Genomic DNA, 20,374 nt, shown 5'->3' with positions numbered 1-20,374 from the left:
ATACTCCTTCTATTATTTGAGAATTTTTAGCAGCTGAACAAATCCTGTCCTACTATCAGCCTGCATGCAAGTCCGGTAGCCAATAGAAGAAGAATTGTTATTTCATAAATAACATAAGGAATAAAAATAAGCAATATGAAATGGAAACATTTAACATAAGGTTTACGTTGTATTAAAAAATTTACATGCAGTAGGCAATATAGTCCAGAATTAATTCAGTATTCTCCTTGCTTTGTCTGCAAAAAAACGGTAAAATCAGAGGTTGAGAGAAATAGTTTGAAACGGAGGAGAAGTTATTATGGCAAAAATAGTTACAATGGGCGAGATTATGCTTCGTTTATCCACACCCGGCTACCAGAGATTTATCCAGGCAGACAGCTTTGATGTGAATTACGGAGGCGGAGAGGCAAATGTGGCGGTATCTCTTGCCAACTTCGGACACAGTACTTATTTTGTATCCAAAGTTCCTGAAAACCCTATAGGAGAGAGTGCTGTAACTGCCTTAAGAAAATATAATGTAAACTGCGATTTCATAGCCAGAGGAGGGGAGAGGCTGGGGATTTACTATTTGGAGCCGGGAGCTTCCATGCGTGCCTCCAATGTTGTATATGACAGGGCTCATTCCTCTATGGCTGAAGCGAAGGAAGAGGATTTTGATTTTGATACTGTCTTTGAAGGGGCTGACTGGTTCCATCTTAGCGGCATTACTCCTGCCATCAGTGACGGAGCTGCCTATTTAACAGAACTTGCCTTAAAGGCTGCCAAGGAGAAGGGTGTCACCATATCCATGGATTTTAACTACCGCAAAAAGCTCTGGTCTTATGAAAAGGCAAATAAGGTTATGACAAACTTAATGCAATATGTGGATGTATGCATTGGAAGCAAGGAGGATGCAAAGTATATACTGGGATTAACTCCTGTAACAACAGAAAAGACCGGCATTGAAGCTGAAGATTACATATACCGGGATATCTTTCAGCAAATGATGGATAGATTCGGACTTAAGTGCATTGCCAGCACCTTGCGGGAAAGCTATTCTGCTTCCGATAACAGCTGGTCTGCCTGCATTTATGACGGAAAGGAATTTTATCATTCCAGAAAGTATGAGATGCGCATTGTTGACCGTGTAGGCGGAGGTGATTCCTTTGCAGCTGGTCTTATCTGCGGGCTGATAGAAGGAAAAGATATCAGGGAATCACTGGAATTTGCAGTAGCAGCTTCTGCCCTGAAGCATACGATTCCGGGAGATGTTAACCTGGTGACCAGAAGAGAAGTGGAAAACCTGATGGGTGGAGATGCTTCCGGCAGGGTACAAAGGTAGCAGCCTGTAAGTCTGCAAGCCTGCAAGTCTGAAAGTCTGCAATAGTGCTTCAAGATGGAATAAACTTGTATATATATACATTCTAACTGCTATGGAATTTTATGTTAAATATAAAAGTTTTAAAATAAAACTTGATTATTCTCTTCATAACTATTATGATAATGGGGTACTTATTTGTGTACCTCATTTTCTTTTATGGAAATTCAGGCTGCAAATCATATCACTGTTTTGTGTTTTAATTAATTATAGAAAAAAATGCATAAATCCAACATCAAAAAATACCTGCAGCACTTACCTGCTGCAAGTACTAAAGTACAGCAGTATTAAGTATTGCGGCATAAAGGAGACATTACTATGATTAAGCTTTACGAAAAGGGTGCCTATGTGCTCAACGGCACAGAGGTTATTGATGAAAGGGAAGCAACACAAGAAATGCTTCAAAGTAAAATGAAGGGAGCCTGTTCAAAGGAAGAGGCAGCAAAGAATACACTGGCCTATGGCATTCTGAAGGCCCATAATACCTCCGGTAATATGGAAAAGTTAAAAATTAAATTCGATAAGCTGACCTCCCATGACATTACCTTTGTAGGTATCATCCAAACCGCCAGGGCCAGCGGTCTTGAAAAGTTCCCGGTACCCTATGTTCTGACAAACTGCCATAACAGCCTTTGTGCCGTTGGAGGCACTATAAATGAAGATGACCACATGTTCGGATTATCCTGTGCTAAAAAGTACGGTGGTATTTATGTACCGCCTCATCAGGCAGTAATCCATCAATTTGCAAGAGAAATGCTGGCCGGAGGCGGCAGGATGATTTTGGGTTCCGACAGCCATACCCGTTATGGTGCCCTTGGTACGATGGCAATCGGAGAGGGCGGGCCTGAGCTTGTAAAGCAGCTTCTCAGCAAAACCTATGATATCAATATGCCCGGTGTAATCGGCGTCTGCTTAACCGGAGAACCAGTAAAGGGTATAGGTCCCCAGGATATTGCCCTGGCTGTTATCGGAGCTGTATTTGAAAAAGGCTATGTAAATAATAAGGTGATGGAGTTCTTCGGAGACGGCGTAGGAAAGCTGTCCGTTGATTACCGTATCGGTATAGATGTTATGACTACGGAAACGACCTGCTTATCCTCAATCTGGATAACGGATTCCAAGGTGAAGGAATTCTATGAGATACATAACAGGGCAGAGGATTATAAAGAGCTGGCCTTAGAAGAGGTCGTCTACTATGACGGACTGATTCATGTGGATCTATCACAGGTCAAACCAATGATTGCCATGCCTTTTCATCCAAGTAATGTCTATACCATTGATGAACTGAATGGGAATCTTTATGACGTACTTGCAGAAGTGGAAAAAAAGGCGTCAGTAAGCCTTGATAATAATAAAATAAAATACAGCTTACAGGATAAGGTCAGAAATAACAGGCTTTATGTTGACCAGGGTGTAATTGCAGGCTGTGCCGGCGGCGGTTTTGAGAATATCTGTGATGCAACGGATATCCTTAAGGGAAAATACATCGGTGCGGATGAGTTCTCCTTAAGCGTATATCCGGCAAGCCAGCCCATATTTATGGAGCTTGTAAGGAATGGTTCTGTGGCAAGCCTCATGGAAACCGGAGCCACTATAAGGACGGCCTTCTGCGGTCCCTGCTTTGGTGCAGGAGATGTACCCTCCAATAACAGTTTTAGTATCAGGCATACGACCAGGAACTTCCCTAACAGAGAAGGCTCCAAGGTTACCAACGGACAGATTGCTTCCGTTGCCTTAATGGATGCCAGATCCATAGCAGCTACGGCAGCGAATAAGGGATACTTAACTTCGGCTGAAAATATTGATACGGATTTCTTAAAGCCCAAGTACTTTTTTGACAGTAAGATTTATGATAACCGTGTGTATAATGGTACCGGAAACCCTCAAATTGAAAATGAAATCAAATTCGGACCGGGAATTGTAGATTGGCCGGCAATGTCAGGGCTTACGGACCATATGATATTAAAAGTGGTATCTGTAATAAAGGACCCGGTTACCACTACAGACGAGCTTATTCCCTCCGGTGAAACCTCCTCCTACCGTTCCAATCCCTTAGGGCTTGCAGAATTTACCCTTTCCAGAAAGGACCCGGCTTACGTAGGACGGGCCAAAGAGGTACAAAAGGCAGAAAAGGCACGTATCCACGGAGAGGATATCCTGGCGGCAAATGACGAACTGAAAGAAGTGTATAAAGAGATTCAGAAGACCTTTGCCTTAGAACCTGAGAATACGGAAATCGGAAGTGTAATATATGCCGTTAAACCGGGAGACGGCTCAGCCAGGGAACAGGCTGCCAGCTGCCAGAAGGTCCTTGGAGGACTGGCAAATATTGCAAAGGGATATGCAACCAAAAGGTACCGATCCAATTTAATAAACTGGGGCATGCTTCCCTTTCTGTTAAAAGAAGAAATTCCTTTTGAGAATGGAGACTATCTTTTTATCAGGGATATAAAGAAAGCAGTAGCTGAAAAAAATAATGAAATAAAGGCTTATGTAGTAGGAAAAGCTATGAAGGAATTCACCCTGGGACTGGGGGAATTGACAGAGGATGAAAGAGATATCATTGATAAGGGCTGTCTGATTAATTATTACCGAAATGAAAAATAAATCGAAGTAATTTTACTTATAATAAAAATGATTATCCTGTTTTGCTGATGCAAGGAGGATAATCATTTTTGTATGGCTTTATTTCTAAATGGATATGCTATTGGAAGAATCTCTCTTTTGGTTGTAAAGTAGAGACAGCTATGGTAAAATATCTTCTGGACGAAAGGAAGGGGGTTTTTATGAACAAGATAATTGATGGAAAGAAAATATCCTCCGACATCAAAGAGGAATTAAAGGAAGAAGTCAGACTGTTAAAGGAGCAGGGAATTTCGGTTACTTTAGCGGTAATCCAGGTAGGAAGTGATCCTGCTTCCACTGTATATGTCGGTAATAAAAAGAAAGCCTGCGAATATGTCGGCATCTGCTCCCTGTCCTATGAATTAAAAGAAGAAACAACACAAGAAGAGCTGCTTTCCCTTATTGGGGAGCTTAACCATAGAAATGATGTAAACGGTATTCTGGTTCAGCTTCCTTTACCGGAGCATATCAGGGAAGATGTAATCGTAAAAGCAATATCTCCCAAAAAAGATGTGGATGGTTTTCATCCGGAAAATGTAGGGCTTCTGAATACCGGACAAAAGGGTTTTGTGTCCTGTACTCCCGCCGGAGTAATCGAGCTTTTAAAGCGTTCCGGTATTGTTATAAAGGGGAAGGAATGTGTGGTAATCGGAAGAAGCAATATCGTTGGGAAGCCAATGGCGGCCCTTTTCATCAGGGAGGATGGGACGGTAACTGTCTGCCACTCCAAAACTGCGGATTTAAAAAAGGTCGCAAAGAGAGCGGATATTCTGGTGGCGGCCCTTGGTAAACCCAAATTCATCAACCGGGAGTATGTCAAAGAAGGTGCAGTTGTAATTGATGTGGGCATACACCGTATGGAAGGGAAAAAACTTTGCGGTGATGTGGACTTTGACGATGTTTATGACCTGGTCAGTCTGATTACTCCGGTACCCGGCGGCGTAGGGCCTATGACCATTGCCATGCTGCTGAAGAACTGCGTGGAAAGCGCCAAAAGAATGATTTAAATACAGGAATGATATATATTAAAGAATGGCTGAAATACAAGAGTAGTATAAATAAATGAATAGAATAAATACAAGTATGGAAAGAAAGGTAACAATGATAATGGCTGGCAGCAATCATGTTATAAAAGACGATAACAGCTATGTGGTTTTAAGATGTGAAGACAGTCCTTATTTACCTGCCGATTTAAATATTTCTCCCACATGGGAGAAGGATAAGAAATTTCAGTATAGCGGAAACATGGGAATTGAGGACTATAAGCTTTATCTGAAAGATTTGTCTGTTTTTTGCGACCGGTGCTTCCCTGAGATTGGCAATGTGGTACCAAAGCTATTTGAAATCAGCTATGGAATTACGAATGCCTGTTACGAGAATATTAATATTCCTTTAATCTATACCGGAGGAATGATTATCGGGGAAGGATATCTGAAGGATTATGATAAGGGCATGATTTGTTCGGGCCGTTATTATGATCCGCTGTATTGCTATGAAACACTTTTAGAGCTGATTTTCCAGGATGGCAGGCTGGTTACGGAAATAGACCATAGCAAGGCAATGAGGCGGATACGAAAGAATCTGGATTTGGGGCTTCGTTCCCTGGAAAGCGAAAGAGATGTTAAATGCATCCGTCATTTTATCAATACCTCCTTTATCGGAGATTATGAGCATCCCGGAAAAAATAAGAAGAAAAAGCGTTTTCATATCAATAATTATATAAAAAAGCTCAGAAAATCAAAAACTGAAAATCCCCAGTAAAGTCAAGACGGGGCTGTTGCAAAAGGAAGCTCTGCGGAGTATAACTTGTCTCACACACCGGTTGACCGACATCTGACATGATTTGTATGCTAAAATCGTACATAAAATGTTCGCTTATAGCATACAAATCATATCATCTGTCTGTCAAACAGTGCATTATGGCAAGTTATGCTCCGCAGAGCTTCATTTTGCAAAGCCTTTTAAATTATTTGCAGCTTGGTTGACAGGACGGGAGTGCAGGATTATAATGAGTAATGCAAATGATTTGCATTACTGCCAACTGCTTCGGGAAGGACTAATGACATGATTAGATATACAAAGAAGAATGTAATATTAATAACCGGATACCTTGGCTCAGGTAAGACAACACTGATGAATGAGCTGCTTAAAAATACATCGGGAAGAAAAGTTGCGCTGATTGTGAATGACATGGGAACTGTAAATATAGATGCCTCTTTGATAAAGCTGGAAAATAAGGATGCAGTCATGGATTACAGCATGATAGAGCTGAAAAACGGATGTATCTGCTGTACTTTACGTGATGAATTCCTGACACAAATAGAGAGAATAGCACGGGAAGAGGAGGTTGACACAATACTGGTGGAGGCCTCCGGTATCAGTAATCCGGCCTCTGTTGCGGAAGCTTTTTTATTATATGCGGAAGAAAACCCGGAAGCAAAGGCTTATTTAAGCACTATTGCCACTGTGGTTGACGCGGACAGGATTTACGCGGAATTTTTGGAAGAGCTTAAGAACATTACAGAAGAGGAGGAAGAAGAGGAAGACCCTGATATTATTAATCTGATCGTGGAACAGATGGAATTCTGCAATATCATCCTGCTGAACAAATGTGACCTTTTAAAGAAGGAGCAGCTGGAGGAAGTGAAAAAAGTCATTCGAAAATTCCAGCCCTCTGCTGAAATTATTGAAACGGAATACGGCAGAATTGACGCAGAGTATATTTTCAGGGAAAGAGAATTCGATTATAAAGCAGTTGAGGAATCCTCGCCTTTGGGACATAGCATGACAAGGCTGCATGGAGGCAGTGAGGGAGAGGAAGGAGCACATGAGGAATTCGGTATATCCTCCTTTGCATTTGAGGACAGGCATCCCCTGGATTATGATAAATTTATAGCTTTTTTAGAAGAGGATTACCCCGAAGAAATCATACGGGCAAAAGGCTATATCTGGTTTGCAGAGGATGACATGCATGTCCAGCTGTTTGAACAGGCAGGCAGAAATTCCTCCCTGTCTGAGGTATCCAACTGGACGGCTGCCTTGCCAAAAGAAGAGCAGGAGCTGGTCTTTGAACAATACCCGGAGGTTCTGTCGGATTGGGACCCTGTATACGGCGACCGGATGAATCAGCTTGTGTTTATTGGAAAAGATTATAACAGAGAACTCTTTTTGCAAAAATTATCGGAATGCCTTAAGAAAGGGTGACAATCAGCAGATGACAGAGCTTGAGAAGCAATATAATTATCTATACGAAAATCTGGAGAAAGCAACCCTGAAGGAGCTGAAGGATTTTCTGGATAACTGGGAGAAAGAGAAAAAGAATTCGGCCTTTTTCTGTCCCAACCATCCTTTTGAAATTTATTTGTACGAATTTGAAAGGAAGGATACTGGGTACGATATACTTGACTGGAAGCTTCACCTGCTGTACCGGGAACTGGCAGAAAGGTATAGAAAACGGGATGACCTGGAAATGGCACTTTATTACTATGAGAAGGCCCTTGCCTGTAATCCCCTGGATGTGGAGGTCCTATACGGACTGGCACATTTGTACCAGAATACGGGCAACTGGGACATGCTTTATAAGACAGCGGAAAGGATGTACCCATACTGCTACACCAGGGCGGATATGAGCAAATATTACAGGCTCCTTGGCCTGTATTTTCTGGAAACCTATCAGCCGGACCTTTCGGAAGCAGCTTACGAATACAGCAATTATTATTTTCCAAACGAAACGGCTGATAAAGAAATGGAATTTTTGGAAAAGGCCTTAAAAAGAAAGAGGCAGGCCAGAGAACTTTCCAAGCTGCAGGAAATTTTAAAGGAAAAAGGCATACCGATTGTACCCAGGCAGGAGACCCTGGGGCTTTTATATCAGGTCGGTAAATTGGAGCTTGGCAGAAACAATCCGGATTATGCCAGATATCTTTTTCTCTTTTTATACCAGCTGACAGGGGATGAAGAGGCAGAAGAGATACTGAACAGCCTGTGATTTTACACAAATGAATTCCCACAAATTTAATATGCGCAAAAGCGGCGCAGAAATGAGGTAAGAGATGGACAAAAGAATACCAATCACACTGATAACGGGCTATTTGGGCTCTGGTAAGACCACTTTGTTGAACCATGTACTGGAAAATCAGGAAGGGTACAAGGTGGCAGTCATTGTAAATGATATTGGTGAAGTAAATATCGATGCAGAGCTTATTCAAAGGGGCGGAGAAGTAACACTGGAAGATGACAATCTTGTGGCCCTGTCAAACGGCTGCATCTGCTGCAGCCTGAAAACGGATTTGATGAAACAGATTGTAAACCTTGTTAAGCAGGGACGTTTTGATTATATCCTGATAGAAGCCAGCGGAATCTGTGAGCCCTTATCCATTGTACAGACCATTGCCATGCTGGACGGAACGGTGGAGGATGACCGCCTGCCCAATATATGCAGGCTGGACAATGTGGTTTCTGTAGTAGATGCCAGGCGTCTGGTGGATGAATTTGTCAGCGGAAAAAGCCTTATTGCAGAGGATATCGGAGAGGATGATATTGAAAGCCTTATTATCCAGCAGATAGAATTCTGCAATACGATTATTCTGAACAAGGTATCTGATATAACCAAGGAAGAGAAGGCAGAAGTCCTGGCGGTGGTAAGAAAACTCCAGCCGGAGGCTGAGATAATCGAAACCGATTATGCCAAAGCAGCCGTATCGGATATCCTTAATACGGAGAAATTTGATTTAGGCAGCGTAGAGAATTCATCCGGCTGGAAGAAGGTGTTCCTGGAAGAGGATGCCGCCAGCGAGCATCATGAGGAGGAACATAAGAAGCATTCCCATACAGACAGCCATAATCATGACGATAACGATGAGCATGCTCACGGCCATGAGCACCGTCACCATCATCACCATCATGACGGTGATAAGGATGAGTATGGAATAGGTACTTTTCTATATTATACGAGAAGGCCTTTTCAATATGAAAAGTTTGAGAACTGGCTGAATAACAAATGGCCTGCCAATGTTATACGCAGTAAAGGCATGGTATGGTTTTCAGATGAATGGGATATGGCTCAGATCTTTGAGCAGGCAGGAAGGCAGATGAATCTTACACCGGCGGGGCTTTGGGCGGCAGCTGCTTCAAAGGAACAGCAGGAGGAAGCAATGAAAAATTATCCTTCCATAAAGGAAAACTGGGACAAGAAATATGGGGACAGGATGGTCAAGCTGGTCTTTATCGGAAAGAACATGGATAAAGATAAAATCACCAGAGAATTAGATGCCTGCCTGGATAACTAAATTTCCTGTTGAAAGGGTATGCTTATAAAAATAGGGCTGCTGCAAATATTCTCAATTCTGTCATACCAATGACATTTGATTATTTTGCAGCAGCCCTTTTATCAAAGACTATTTTTGAATTTCTTCCACAGTATTGTAGGCAGTACCGGGAGTATAGGTGAATTTCAGGAAATCACCGGCATTGTATCGGATGATTTCGGGGAATTTTGCCACGTTTATATCAAAGATCTGCTCATTTCCCTGAAGCAGTATATAGTAGTGTGTATTGCCGTCGATAACCACGTCTGCCAGCTTTGCTATATTGCCGGATGCCGATTGCAGGGTATCGGTATCTTCCTGAATGATGTTATCATCCTGAAGCTTTTGCAGGTATTGACGTTCACATTCCTTAATCGTCTCAGCTGTTGCTACAATCTGGTATCTTGAGATATTTACCATGGCGTAGCTTTTTACAAGTCCGGCAGCATCCTTTAATGCGATAAAATAGGTGGGTTCACCGCCGATGTTAAGAAGCAGCGGGAAGGTTGCGGTATACCCTAAATGCTGGACCTGCCCCTCGGCGGAAGCCATGGCCGAGTATTCTTCAGCACCTGAAATCGAATAATATCTTGTTTCAGCAGTTCTTTGATTCATCAGCACAAAGCCTACATTGGATTCATCCTGGCCTACGGAGGTAATGCCCGTATACACCCACACATCATCCTCCAGAGCAAGATAGTTGTATCCCTTGGTAGTTTGCAGGGAATCCTTCTGGCTGAAGATGGAATTGAAGTAGCCGTGCTTTAAGGTGCCATAGTAGTTAAATTGCTGTATCAGCAGTTCGGCAGAGTAGACCCGGTCCACCCACTCAGGAACCTCAGAAACCTTATAATTGCTGAGGTCTCCGGTAACTGCATTTACAAGGACGACTCTTCCGATGGATTCACCGCCGAACAGTCCGATGGTATAGTCCTTTACGGGGCATACCCAGTAAGGGATTCCTGCCTCGTCGATTTCAAAGTTATAGGAAGAAAAGACATAGGTCGGATAGTGGAAGCGCAGGTAACGGTTTAAATTTCTGCCGAAATGATCGGATTGGGAGTATTTAATCCCCTTTGATAATTTAACCAGCTCAACATTTTCCGTTGTCATATCAATTCGCATATAAGCGGGAATCCCTTTGCCGTGATTGGTAATCCATTTGATGGCATTGCCGTATTGAAGAGGCGTGACTCTGGTGGGTACCCCTTTATAATTAATCTGGGTGTAATTATCGGACACCTCGAACTGGGATACATATTCCGTGATACTCCCCATTTTTCTGGAACCCAGTAAAGTAGCGGAGGCTTTGTCCAGAACAGGAATTTCTGAATAGGAGATTTCTTTAATGTCCTTTTTAAAATCCCCTTCCTTTACAGGCAGGAGCTTCTGATATTTCCCGGAATTAATTATGGGAGAGGATAAAAGGGCTCCGGCAATGTAAAAGAGGATTACAAAGGCTGTTAATATGACAGAAGCCTTCATAAGAGGACCCTTCATAAAATCCTTGGGGCTGGTTATGACATGGCCCTTCCTGTTAAGAGCAAAGCCGATAATAAGTGTCAGCACAATCAGGGCTGTAATAATAAACAGCCAGAAGCTGTGGGAATGAACATTGATGGCTGGCAATGTGATATAATAGTAAATAAATAAAGCCAACAAGAAAACAAAAAGGCTTATAATGATATTACGAGTTTTTTTCATTGTGTCTGTTACCTTTCATATGATTTCTTTTATCTTAACAAAAAAAGGATAAAAGTCAATTATAATCAGATTAGAATTTGCAAAAGATTAAATAAAAATAAATTTGTTTCTTTTTTAGAAGAAAACTGTTAAAATGTCAAAGGTAACAATCTTAGTATAGAAATATTTGGAGGTCTGAATGAATATATTTTTTGTTTCGCTGGGCTGTGATAAGAACCTGGTGGACAGTGAGATAATGCTTGGAATTATAAAGGAATACGGCTTTACCATAACGGATGATGAAAGCCAGGCGGATATTATTATTGTAAACACCTGCTGCTTTATCAACGATGCCAAGGAAGAAAGTATTAATACCATTCTGGAAATGGGGCAATATAAGAAAAGCGGCAGATTAAAAGGTTTAATTGTAACCGGATGTCTTGCCGAGCGTTACAGGGAAGACATTTTGGCAGAAATTCCGGAAGTGGACGGGGTTGTCGGTACAAAACGATACGATGAAATCGCCTCTGTAATTGAAGAGGTCTTAAAGGGGAGCAAATCCGTTAAGATTGAAGAGGATGCCAATACTGCTCATACTGAAAAACATAAACGGATTAATACCACCGGCGGATATTTTTCCTATCTGAAGATAGCAGAAGGCTGTGACAAGCATTGTACCTACTGTATTATACCAAAGGTAAGGGGCAATTATCAGAGCAGGCCCATGGAAGAATTGCTGGAGGAAGCTAAGGAACTGGCGGATAATGGAGTAAAGGAATTAATTCTGGTTGCGCAGGAAACGACTCTTTATGGAAAAGATATCTATAAAGAAAAATCCCTGCATAAGCTTTTAAGGGAGCTTTGTAAAATAGAAGGAATCGAATGGATACGAATTCTTTACTGTTACCCGGAAGAAATTACAGAGGAACTGATTGAAGTAATGAAGTCTGAAAAGAAGATATGCCACTATCTGGATATCCCCATTCAGCATGCCAGTGATGAGATTTTAAAGAAAATGGGGCGTAGAACAACAAAGGCCGAGCTGGTACAGATGGTTGAAAAGCTAAGGAGGGAAATGCCCGATATTGCACTCCGTACCACCTTAATTACCGGCTTTCCCGGTGAAACAGAGGAAAACCATGAAGAACTAAAGGAATTTGTAGAGGAGATGGGCTTTGAGCGCCTGGGTGTTTTTACTTATTCCAAAGAAGAAGATACACCGGCAGCCAAGATGCCTTTTCAGATAAAAAAACCTGTAAAAATAAAGCGTCAAAAGGAAATCATGGAATTACAGCAAAGGGTTGCCTTTGGAAAATCAGAAGAGAAAATCGGCGAGAGAATGAAGGTTTTAATCGAAGGAAAACTTCCAGAAGAATCCCTGGATGATTACGGTATGGAAAGCGGAAATGTCTATATCGGAAGGACATATATGGATGCCCCTAATGTGGATGGATATATATTTATCCCTACAAGGGCCATGTTAATGTCCGGAGAGTTTATAGATGCCGTTGTGACAGAAGCAAGGGGATATGATCTGGTAGCTGAACTTATAAATGAGTAAATCTATAATAAGTAAGTTCCCTTTATGGGAGAAAGGATGTATAAGATGAATCTTCCTAACAAAATAACTATTGCCAGGGCCTGTATGATACCGGTATTTTTGGTGTTCTTTCTGGTACCTGGGATAGCGGGAGGCAAATACATCGCAGGTGTTATCTTTATTATTGCTTCCCTTTCTGATGCACTGGATGGGTATCTTGCCAGAAAGAACAATCTGGTCACAAATTTCGGAAAATTTGCCGACCCCCTTGCCGACAAGCTTTTGGTTTCAGCCGCACTTGTCTGTTTTGTGGAATTGGGGCTGGTACCTGCCTGGATTATTATTGTAATCATATCCAGGGAATTTATTATCAGCGGCTTCCGTCTGGTAGCATCCGATAATGGAGTAGTTATTGCGGCAAGCTATATAGCTAAATTTAAAACCACCGCACAGATGATTATGGCAGTATTATTGATTTTTCACCTGGATAACCCGGTATATCATGTCCTGGAACAGGTATTTATCTATCTGTCCCTGGTACTGACTGTGATATCCCTGATTGACTATATGTATAAGAATTGGAATGTACTGTCTGACAACAAAAAGGCTTAAGCAGTTTCGCAAGTAAACTTGCGAAATGCACGGGAGGCAATGTGAAAATTAAAAAGCAATTTTCACTTTTAATTCAGGCAGTTTCGCAAGTAAACTTGCGAAATGCACGGGAGGTAATATGACAGTTGAATTAATCAGCGTAGGAACGGAAATATTACTTGGTAATATTGTAAATACCAATGCAAGTTATTTAGCGGAAAAATGTGCCGGACTTGGAATGTCAAGTTATTATCAGATTTCGGTAGGAGATAATGAAGAAAGACTTTCGGAAGTTTTAAGAACCGCCCTGTCCCGCAGTGATGTGGTTATTCTAACCGGCGGTCTTGGTCCCACAGAGGATGATCTGACAAAAGAGGTTACGGCCAGGGTGCTTAACCGCAGGCTGGTGGAAGATGAAAATACAAAGAGCCGGCTGGAAGAATATTTTAATGACAGGGACAAAAAGGACATAACGGAAAATAACTGGAAACAGACATTTGTTATCGAAGATTGCCTTGTGCTGGATAACAGTAATGGAACGGCTCCCGGTATTATTTCCAAAACCGAAGAGGGAAAGTCTGTCATTTTGCTGCCCGGACCTCCGGGAGAGATGATTCCCATGTTTGAAGAAGCAGTCATTCCTTATCTGAAGGGCTTGTCAGGAAATGTCCTGTATTCCCGGATGGTTAAAATATGCGGAATCGGTGAAAGCAAGGCTGAAACCATGATAAAGGACCTGATAGATTCCCAGACCAATCCGACCATTGCACCCTATGCAAAAAACGGAGAGGTCCATCTTCGTGTAACAGCTCTTTCTGCTACCGAAGAAGAGGGAAAGAGCCTTACGGCACCTGTTGTTGCTGAATTAAAGAAGCGCTTTGGAATCCATATCTATACTACGGAAGAAAAGACAACAATAGAAGAAGCCCTGGTAGAGCTGCTAACGAAATACAAGCTGACCCTTTCAACGGCAGAATCCTGCTCCGGCGGTCTCTTGGCAGGCAGGATTGTGAACGTTTCCGGTGCTTCTTCGGTTTTTGAAGAAGGCTTTATTACCTATTCCAATAATGCAAAGATGAAATATCTGAAGGTATCCCAAGAAACCTTAAATAATTTTGGAGCCGTAAGCAAGGAAACAGCCGAAGAAATGGCAAAAGGAGCGGCGAAAGCCTCCGGAAGCCAGGCTGCCCTCTCTGTAACAGGGATTGCAGGGCCTGAGGGAGGCACGGATAAAAAACCCGTGGGACTTGTATATATCGGATGCTTTTTAAATGGAAGGACAGAGGTCAGAGAATGTCATTTTAAAGGCAACAGACAAAAGGTAAGGGAATATACGGTAATCAACGCAATTGATTTTTTACGGACAATGATATTAAATACCTATAAAGAAGAAGTATAAATGCGAATACCGTGTAACGCCAGGTTTTACCAGTAAATATTGGTGGTATCCGAAATTTCTGCTGGATAAAAAACAAGGTTTTAACATAAAAATGACATACTTGCTACCTATTATAATAGGTGGAGTGAGTATAAATGTTATGCCTATGTTTGGTAAATCAGCAGGAGTGATTAGAATGAAAAATACAACAAGGAAGCTTACTGTAATCCTGGTTTTATTTTTGATGGTATTGACAACGGCATGTACGAATAGGGAAGAGGTAAAGAAGGATCCCTCTGTTACTATAGTAACGCCTTCCGAGGAACAAAACAAAGAATCTGTCAAATCAACGGTAGCACCCATTGCAACGAAGGAGATTTCCATTTATACGATGAATGAAAATACCCAGGATGTGGAATCCGTATCGGCAGTAGTAAACGAAGATACGGAAATTACTCCGGAACTAATCGTTGATATGGTGACGGCTTCTTTGGCAGAACGTTTAATTGATGTTAGAATCGACAAGGTGACAACAGAGAAAGACACGGTTATCGTGAGCTTTGATTCGGATACCCCTCCTGTTGTCCAGGTGAATTTAACCGTTGAGACAACCATTCTGGATGCTATTGCCCAGAGCCTGGTAGACAACCTTCCCGAATATCCTAAGGTTATTTTCCGTGTGAAGGGGAAAGAATATAAGTCAGACAATCTCACCTTTGGCCTGAATGATGTTTATCTGGACGGTAATAAGTCGAAATAATAAGAAAAAGAAAAAGAGGCTTATGCCTCTTTTTTAAGAGGTAAAAATGAGCAAGGAAAGAAAAAGGATAATTGTTGTCGGCGCCGGAGCTGCCGGTATGCTGGCGGCAATCTACGCTGCCAGAAATGGTCATGAGGTCCTGCTATTAGAAAAGAATGATAAAGCCGGAAAAAAGCTGTATATTACAGGAAAAGGCAGGTGCAATATTACCAACGCCTGTGAGATGGAGGATTTATTTAAGAATGTAATGAGCAATCCGAAATTCCTGTATGGAGCTTTTTATGGATACAGTAATTACGATGTGATTGATTTTTTTGAACAGCTGGGTTTAAAAACCAAGATTGAAAGAGGCGGAAGGGTTTTCCCCGAGTCTGACAAATCCTCCGATGTAATTGGAGTTCTTTTAAAGGAATTAAAGAGGCTTCAGGTGGATATCAGATATCAATGTGAAGTAGAACAAATCTTAACAGAAGACTCTGCCGTTAAGGGAGTCTTGATTAAGAAGACACAGGAAAAGCTGTCAGCAGATAACGTTATCGTTGCAACAGGCGGTTTATCCTATCCCTCTACCGGCTCTACCGGAGACGGATACCGTTTTGCCAAATCCATGGGACATACCGTTACTAAGCTCAGTCCTTCCCTGGTTCCAATGAATATGAAGGAGATTGAACTGGTCAAGGAGCTCCAGGGATTGTCCCTTAAGAATATAGAAATAACCGTAACAAGTCAGAATAAGGTTATTTATTCCGAGTTTGGAGAACTTCTCTTTACTCACTTCGGTATAAGCGGTCCGGTTATCCTGAGTGCCAGCAGCTATTTAGTGCCCTATATGGGACAAAAAGACCTCACCCTTTCCATCGATTTAAAACCGGCTCTGACAAAAGAGCAGCTGGATGCCAGAATTTTAAGAGATTTTGATGAATTTAAGAATAAACAATATAAGAATGCCCTAGATCAACTCTTGCCACGAAAGATGATTCAAGTTATAATAGCATTAAGTAAAATTGACCCTGAAAAAAAGGTCAATCTTATTACAAAGGAAGAGAGAAAGCGGCTGGTGGACACACTAAAAGCGATGACTCTTTCTATAGACAGGTTAAGGGATTATAATGAAGCAGTTATTACAAAAGGCGGAATTACAGTAAAGGAAATCAATCCCTCAACGATGGAATCGAGGCTCATATCCGGGGTATACTATATCGGGGAAGTTTTGGACCTTGATGCCCTGACTGGAGGCTTCAATCTTCAGATAGCCTGGTCAACGGCATACCTTGCAGGAAATTCAGTCTGAATGGATACAGGTATAACTTTTGATTAAAAAATCAACAGAAGATTATTTGTATAAGTACGGATGGTAAACCAGCAGGCGGCTCTGGTATGGAACGCGGCAGAGAAGCAAAACAGCAAGTAAAATAAAAACAGGAAGAACTAAAATATGCAAAAAGAACAAAAGTATTACAGCATAGCGATAGACGGCCCTGCAGGAGCCGGTAAGAGTACTATTGCAAAGCTGGTAGCAAAAGAACTGCAATTTATATATGTTGATACCGGTGCCATGTACCGGGCAATCGGGCTTTTGGCCGTAAAGGAAGGTGTTGATATGAAGGAAGAAGAAACCCTTGGTGCCTTGGCCAGAAAAGCAGATATAAATTTGAAATATGAGAATGGCAGGCAGCAGATATATTTAAACGGAGAAAATGTCACAGACGATATTCGCACAGAAGAAGCCGGAAAAATGGCATCAGCCGTTGGCAAGGTAAAAGCAGTCCGTGAAAAAATGGTGGACTTACAGAAAAAAATCGCAGAATCCGACCATGTCATTATGGATGGCAGGGATATCGGCACAGTGGTGCTTCCCTTAGCCGACCTAAAGGTCTATCTGACTGCCGATGCAAGGGTAAGGGCAGAAAGAAGATTTAAGGAATTGACGGAGAAAGGAATTTCCTGTAATATAGAAGAAATTGAAAAAGATATTGTTGCAAGGGATTATCAAGACATGAATAGGGAAGCGTCTCCTTTAAAGCAAGCAGAGGATGCAGTTGCTCTGGACTGTTCTTATATGACCATTGAGGAAGTGGCAGCTTCCATTATTAATCTGTTTCGGAAGGCTGTTTCATAAAGCTTCCTTTTAAGACCTGCTTTTAAAGGTAGTAAAGCTTACCGGAAAGAAAGAGGTTTCTAGTGAAAAAGGTAGTTCTGGCCGATACCGCAGGCTTTTGCTTTGGAGTAAAACGTGCGGTAGATGCGGTCTATAATGAAATAAAGAAGGGTGATAAGGTTTATACCTACGGACCCATCATACATAATGAAGAAGTAATAAAGGATCTAGAGGAAAAAGGAGTATGTCTGATTCATACGGAAGAAGAATTAAAAGCCCTGAGGGAGGGTACAATAATCATACGATCCCACGGCGTTCCGGAAAAAATTTATGACATTATAAAAAACAGTAATCTAAATCTTGTTGATGCAACTTGTCCCTTTGTTCTGAAAATTCATAAAATTGTAAAAGAACAGACAGAGGATAACAGACATATCGTTATTGTCGGCAGCAAAGCACACCCTGAGGTACAGGGCATAATCGGCTGGTGTTTGAATAATTATACAGTATTAGAAACAAAAGAAGATGCCGAAACCTTTGATTTACCACTGTCCACTAACATATGTATTGTGGCTCAGACGACAATTAACTACAATAATTTTCAAGATATAGTTGAAATTATATCCGAAAAGGGTTATGATATAATTGTTATAAATACAATATGTAATGCTACAAAAGAGCGCCAAACCGAGGCAAGAAAACTTGCCAAGGCTTCTGACGCTATGGTTGTTATTGGAGATATGCACAGTTCTAATACACAGAAACTGTACGATATATCAAAAGCTGAATGTGAAAATACTTACTATATACAGACACTGAAAGACCTGGATTTGAACAGACTCAAATCTTTTCGTAGCGTAGGTATTACAGCAGGGGCTTCAACCCCAAACAATATTATCAAGGAGGTTCATACTGCATGTCAGAAATGAGTTTTGAGCAATTATTGGAGGAATCATTAAAAACTATACAAAACGGAGAGGTTGTAGAGGGCACTGTAATACGTGTAAAAGAAGACGAAATCGTCTTAAATATAGGTTACAAAGCTGATGGAATCATAACCAGAAGTGAATACACTAACACACCTGGTGTTGACTTAACAACCATTGTAAAGGAAGGCGACACCTTACAGGCAAAAGTATTAAAGGTAAATGACGGTGAAGGACAAGTTCTCCTGACCTATAAGAGACTGGCAGCCGAAAAAGGAAGCAAGAGACTGGAAGAAGCATTTAACAATAAGGAAGTATTAACAGCAAAGGTTACCACTGTGCTGGAAGGCGGACTTAGTGTAATCGTTGATGAATCAAGAATTTTTATCCCTGCAAGCCTTGTATCCGACGGATATGAGAAGAATCTTGAAAAATATGCAGGCCAGGAAATCGAATTTGTTATTTCCGAATTCAATCCCAAGAAGAGAAGAATAATCGGAGACCGCAAGCAATTAATCGTTGCTAAGAAACAGGCTTTACAGAAAGAACTGTTTGAAAGAATTAAACCCGGAATGACAGTAGAAGGAACAATCAAGAATGTAACGGACTTTGGTGCCTTTATTGATTTAGGCGGTGCTGACGGACTTCTTCATATTTCCGAGATGTCCTGGGGAAGAGTTGAAAATCCTAAGAAGGCATTCAAGGTAGGAGAAACCATTAAGGTCCTTATCAAAGATATCTCTGGAGAGAAGATTGCTCTCAGTCTGAAATTCGAAGATGAAAATCCCTGGATCAAGGCTCCTGAGAAGTATGCCGTTGGAAACGTAGTTCTTGGTAAAGTAGCAAGAATGACTGACTTTGGTGCATTCATTGAATTAGAGCCCGGTGTTGATGCGCTTCTTCATGTATCCCAGATTTCAAAAGAGCATGTAGAGAAACCTTCCGATGTATTAAAAATCGGCGAGGAAATTACAGCAAGAGTAGTGGATTTTAACAGCGAAGAAAAGAAAATCAGCTTAAGCATCAAGGCATTGGATAATGTAGTAGAAGAAGCTGAAGAACAGCCTCAGGAATAAAACCCTGATTTGTGGCAGTGCCATATCTGCGAGCAGATGGGGCATGCAATGGAAACTGGCGTGAAAATCAATTATAAGCTGATCTTCGCGTAAAGGTAATACGAAAGATAGGAGTGTATCTGTTTGACGGATAGCTATGAATCCTTTAAGACCCAGATTTATCAACTGACAAAAATAGACCTGAATCTATATAAAGAACGTCAGATGAAACGAAGAATAGATGCATTGATTACAAAGCATAAGATTGATTCCTACGGTTCCTATGTGGATTTTATTAAGAAAAATCCTGTGATGTTCGAGGAATTTGTAAATTATCTTACAATTAATGTATCGGAGTTTTACCGTAATCCGGAACAATGGAAGCTGCTGGAGAAGGAAGTAATTCCTTATCTATTTGGCAAGTTCGGTAATAACTTAAAAATTTGGAGTGCGGCATGCTCAACGGGAGATGAACCTTATTCTCTGGTAATGCTTTTAGCACAATTCATGCCATTATCCCGTATCAAAGTCTTGGCTACTGATATTGACAAGCAGATACTGGATAAGGCTAGAGCCGGTTTGTATAATGTAAAGAGCCTGAAAGGACTGCCGGAGGAATTTCAAAAGAAGTACTTTACGGAGATTAACAGCACTACCTATCAGATTTCCGACAGTGTAAAGGCTTGTGTCGAATTTAAACAGCATAATCTGTTAAAGGAAGAATACCCTTCTAACTGCGATTTAATCGTTTGTCGGAATGTACTTATTTACTTTACGGAAGAGGCAAAGGATATAATCTATAAAAAATTTAATGCGGCCTTAAAGAAAGAAGCTATTCTTTTTGTAGGAAGCACAGAGCAGATTATACAGCCTCAGAACCTACAGTTTGCCACTTACAAATCGTTTTTTTATAAAAAGATATAGCATTTATCACATATGTGATATTTCGAGTCATGTCAGTGGTTTATGGCAGATGCATACTGATAATTTCAGTGGCCTGTTAATACCTTTGACTGACTTGGGAATATCACTTTTTTTTGATATTTTATAGTTGA

General features: G+C 41.2%; 17 protein-coding genes. 16 read left to right on the top strand and 1 reads right to left on the bottom strand.

The features are described 5' to 3' along the window. Positions 1 to 298 precede the first annotated feature (298 nt). The 7 genes from BUB77_RS01660 (at position 299) to BUB77_RS01625 (ending at position 9,270) form a co-directional block, all read left to right on the top strand. On the top strand, positions 299 to 1,321 hold the full coding sequence (locus tag BUB77_RS01660; protein WP_073272302.1) for a sugar kinase: 1,023 nt from the start codon (positions 299 to 301) through the stop codon (positions 1,319 to 1,321). A gap of 354 nt (positions 1,322 to 1,675) precedes the next feature. After that, a complete protein-coding gene (locus tag BUB77_RS01650; protein WP_073272296.1) occupies positions 1,676 to 3,964 on the top strand; it encodes a hydratase in 2,289 nt (762 codons plus the stop codon). A 179-nt stretch (positions 3,965 to 4,143) separates the two neighbouring features. After that, positions 4,144 to 4,989, top strand: a complete 846-nt coding sequence (folD, locus tag BUB77_RS01645) for a bifunctional methylenetetrahydrofolate dehydrogenase/methenyltetrahydrofolate cyclohydrolase FolD (protein WP_073272958.1) — start codon at positions 4,144 to 4,146, stop codon at positions 4,987 to 4,989. A 55-nt stretch (positions 4,990 to 5,044) separates the two neighbouring features. Then, entirely contained in the window at positions 5,045 to 5,743 is a 699-nt protein-coding gene (locus tag BUB77_RS01640) for a hypothetical protein (protein ID WP_073272293.1), read from the top strand. Positions 5,744 to 6,046: 303 nt separating this feature from the next. Next, positions 6,047 to 7,186 carry a CobW family GTP-binding protein gene (locus tag BUB77_RS01635; protein WP_084123863.1) on the top strand — a complete coding sequence of 380 codons (1,140 nt, stop codon included), beginning with the start codon at positions 6,047 to 6,049 and terminating at the stop codon, positions 7,184 to 7,186. A 10-nt stretch (positions 7,187 to 7,196) separates the two neighbouring features. Beyond that, on the top strand, positions 7,197 to 7,970 hold the full coding sequence (locus BUB77_RS01630; RefSeq protein ID WP_073272291.1) for a tetratricopeptide repeat protein: 774 nt from the start codon (positions 7,197 to 7,199) through the stop codon (positions 7,968 to 7,970). Between the two features lie 64 nt (positions 7,971 to 8,034). Then, positions 8,035 to 9,270, top strand: a complete 1,236-nt coding sequence (locus tag BUB77_RS01625) for a GTP-binding protein (protein ID WP_073272288.1) — start codon at positions 8,035 to 8,037, stop codon at positions 9,268 to 9,270. Positions 9,271 to 9,378: 108 nt separating this feature from the next. Here BUB77_RS01625 and BUB77_RS01620 read toward each other — a convergent pair whose 3' ends face one another. Then, a complete protein-coding gene (locus BUB77_RS01620; RefSeq protein WP_073272285.1) occupies positions 9,379 to 10,992 on the bottom strand; it encodes a hypothetical protein in 1,614 nt (537 codons plus the stop codon). 178 nt (positions 10,993 to 11,170) lie between these two features. On the opposite strand from BUB77_RS01620, the gene rimO reads away from it, so the two are divergent. The 9 genes from rimO to BUB77_RS01575 all read left to right on the top strand — a co-directional run bounded on the left by rimO (position 11,171) and on the right by BUB77_RS01575 (position 20,243). Further along, on the top strand, positions 11,171 to 12,532 hold the full coding sequence (rimO, locus tag BUB77_RS01615; protein WP_073272282.1) for a 30S ribosomal protein S12 methylthiotransferase RimO: 1,362 nt from the start codon (positions 11,171 to 11,173) through the stop codon (positions 12,530 to 12,532). Between the two features lie 45 nt (positions 12,533 to 12,577). After that, a complete protein-coding gene (gene pgsA / locus BUB77_RS01610; RefSeq protein WP_073272955.1) occupies positions 12,578 to 13,123 on the top strand; it encodes a CDP-diacylglycerol--glycerol-3-phosphate 3-phosphatidyltransferase in 546 nt (181 codons plus the stop codon). Positions 13,124 to 13,241: 118 nt separating this feature from the next. Then, positions 13,242 to 14,501 (top strand): competence/damage-inducible protein A, encoded by a 1,260-nt coding sequence (locus BUB77_RS01605; RefSeq protein ID WP_073272280.1) that lies wholly within the window; start codon positions 13,242 to 13,244, stop codon positions 14,499 to 14,501. Positions 14,502 to 14,676: 175 nt separating this feature from the next. After that, complete coding sequence (locus tag BUB77_RS01600) at positions 14,677 to 15,240, top strand: GerMN domain-containing protein (protein ID WP_073272277.1); 564 nt, start codon at positions 14,677 to 14,679, stop codon at positions 15,238 to 15,240. Positions 15,241 to 15,286: 46 nt separating this feature from the next. Continuing rightward, the gene (locus BUB77_RS01595; protein ID WP_073272274.1) at positions 15,287 to 16,531 is read left to right on the top strand and encodes a BaiN/RdsA family NAD(P)/FAD-dependent oxidoreductase; all 1,245 of its coding nucleotides are present in this window, start codon (positions 15,287 to 15,289) and stop codon (positions 16,529 to 16,531) included. A gap of 144 nt (positions 16,532 to 16,675) precedes the next feature. Then, positions 16,676 to 17,359, top strand: coding sequence for a (d)CMP kinase (gene cmk, locus BUB77_RS01590; protein ID WP_073272271.1), 684 nt, complete (start codon positions 16,676 to 16,678; stop codon positions 17,357 to 17,359). Positions 17,360 to 17,421: 62 nt separating this feature from the next. Continuing rightward, entirely contained in the window at positions 17,422 to 18,267 is an 846-nt protein-coding gene (ispH, locus tag BUB77_RS01585) for a 4-hydroxy-3-methylbut-2-enyl diphosphate reductase (protein ID WP_073272268.1), read from the top strand. After that, the gene (rpsA, locus tag BUB77_RS01580) at positions 18,255 to 19,340 is read left to right on the top strand and encodes a 30S ribosomal protein S1 (protein WP_073272265.1); all 1,086 of its coding nucleotides are present in this window, start codon (positions 18,255 to 18,257) and stop codon (positions 19,338 to 19,340) included. Before ispH ends, rpsA begins: the two co-directional genes overlap by 13 nt. 123 nt (positions 19,341 to 19,463) lie before the next feature. Then, positions 19,464 to 20,243: a CheR family methyltransferase gene (locus tag BUB77_RS01575; protein WP_073272262.1), complete on the top strand. Its 780-nt coding sequence runs from the start codon at positions 19,464 to 19,466 to the stop codon at positions 20,241 to 20,243. The last annotated feature ends 131 nt before the right edge of the window (positions 20,244 to 20,374 follow it).

Origin of the sequence: Anaerocolumna jejuensis DSM 15929 (assembly GCF_900142215.1) — a bacterium.
Classification (GTDB): Bacteria; Bacillota; Clostridia; order Lachnospirales; family Lachnospiraceae; genus Anaerocolumna; species Anaerocolumna jejuensis.
Note: the sequence above shows the minus strand (reverse complement) of the source record. Positions and strands in the feature narration are given on the sequence as shown.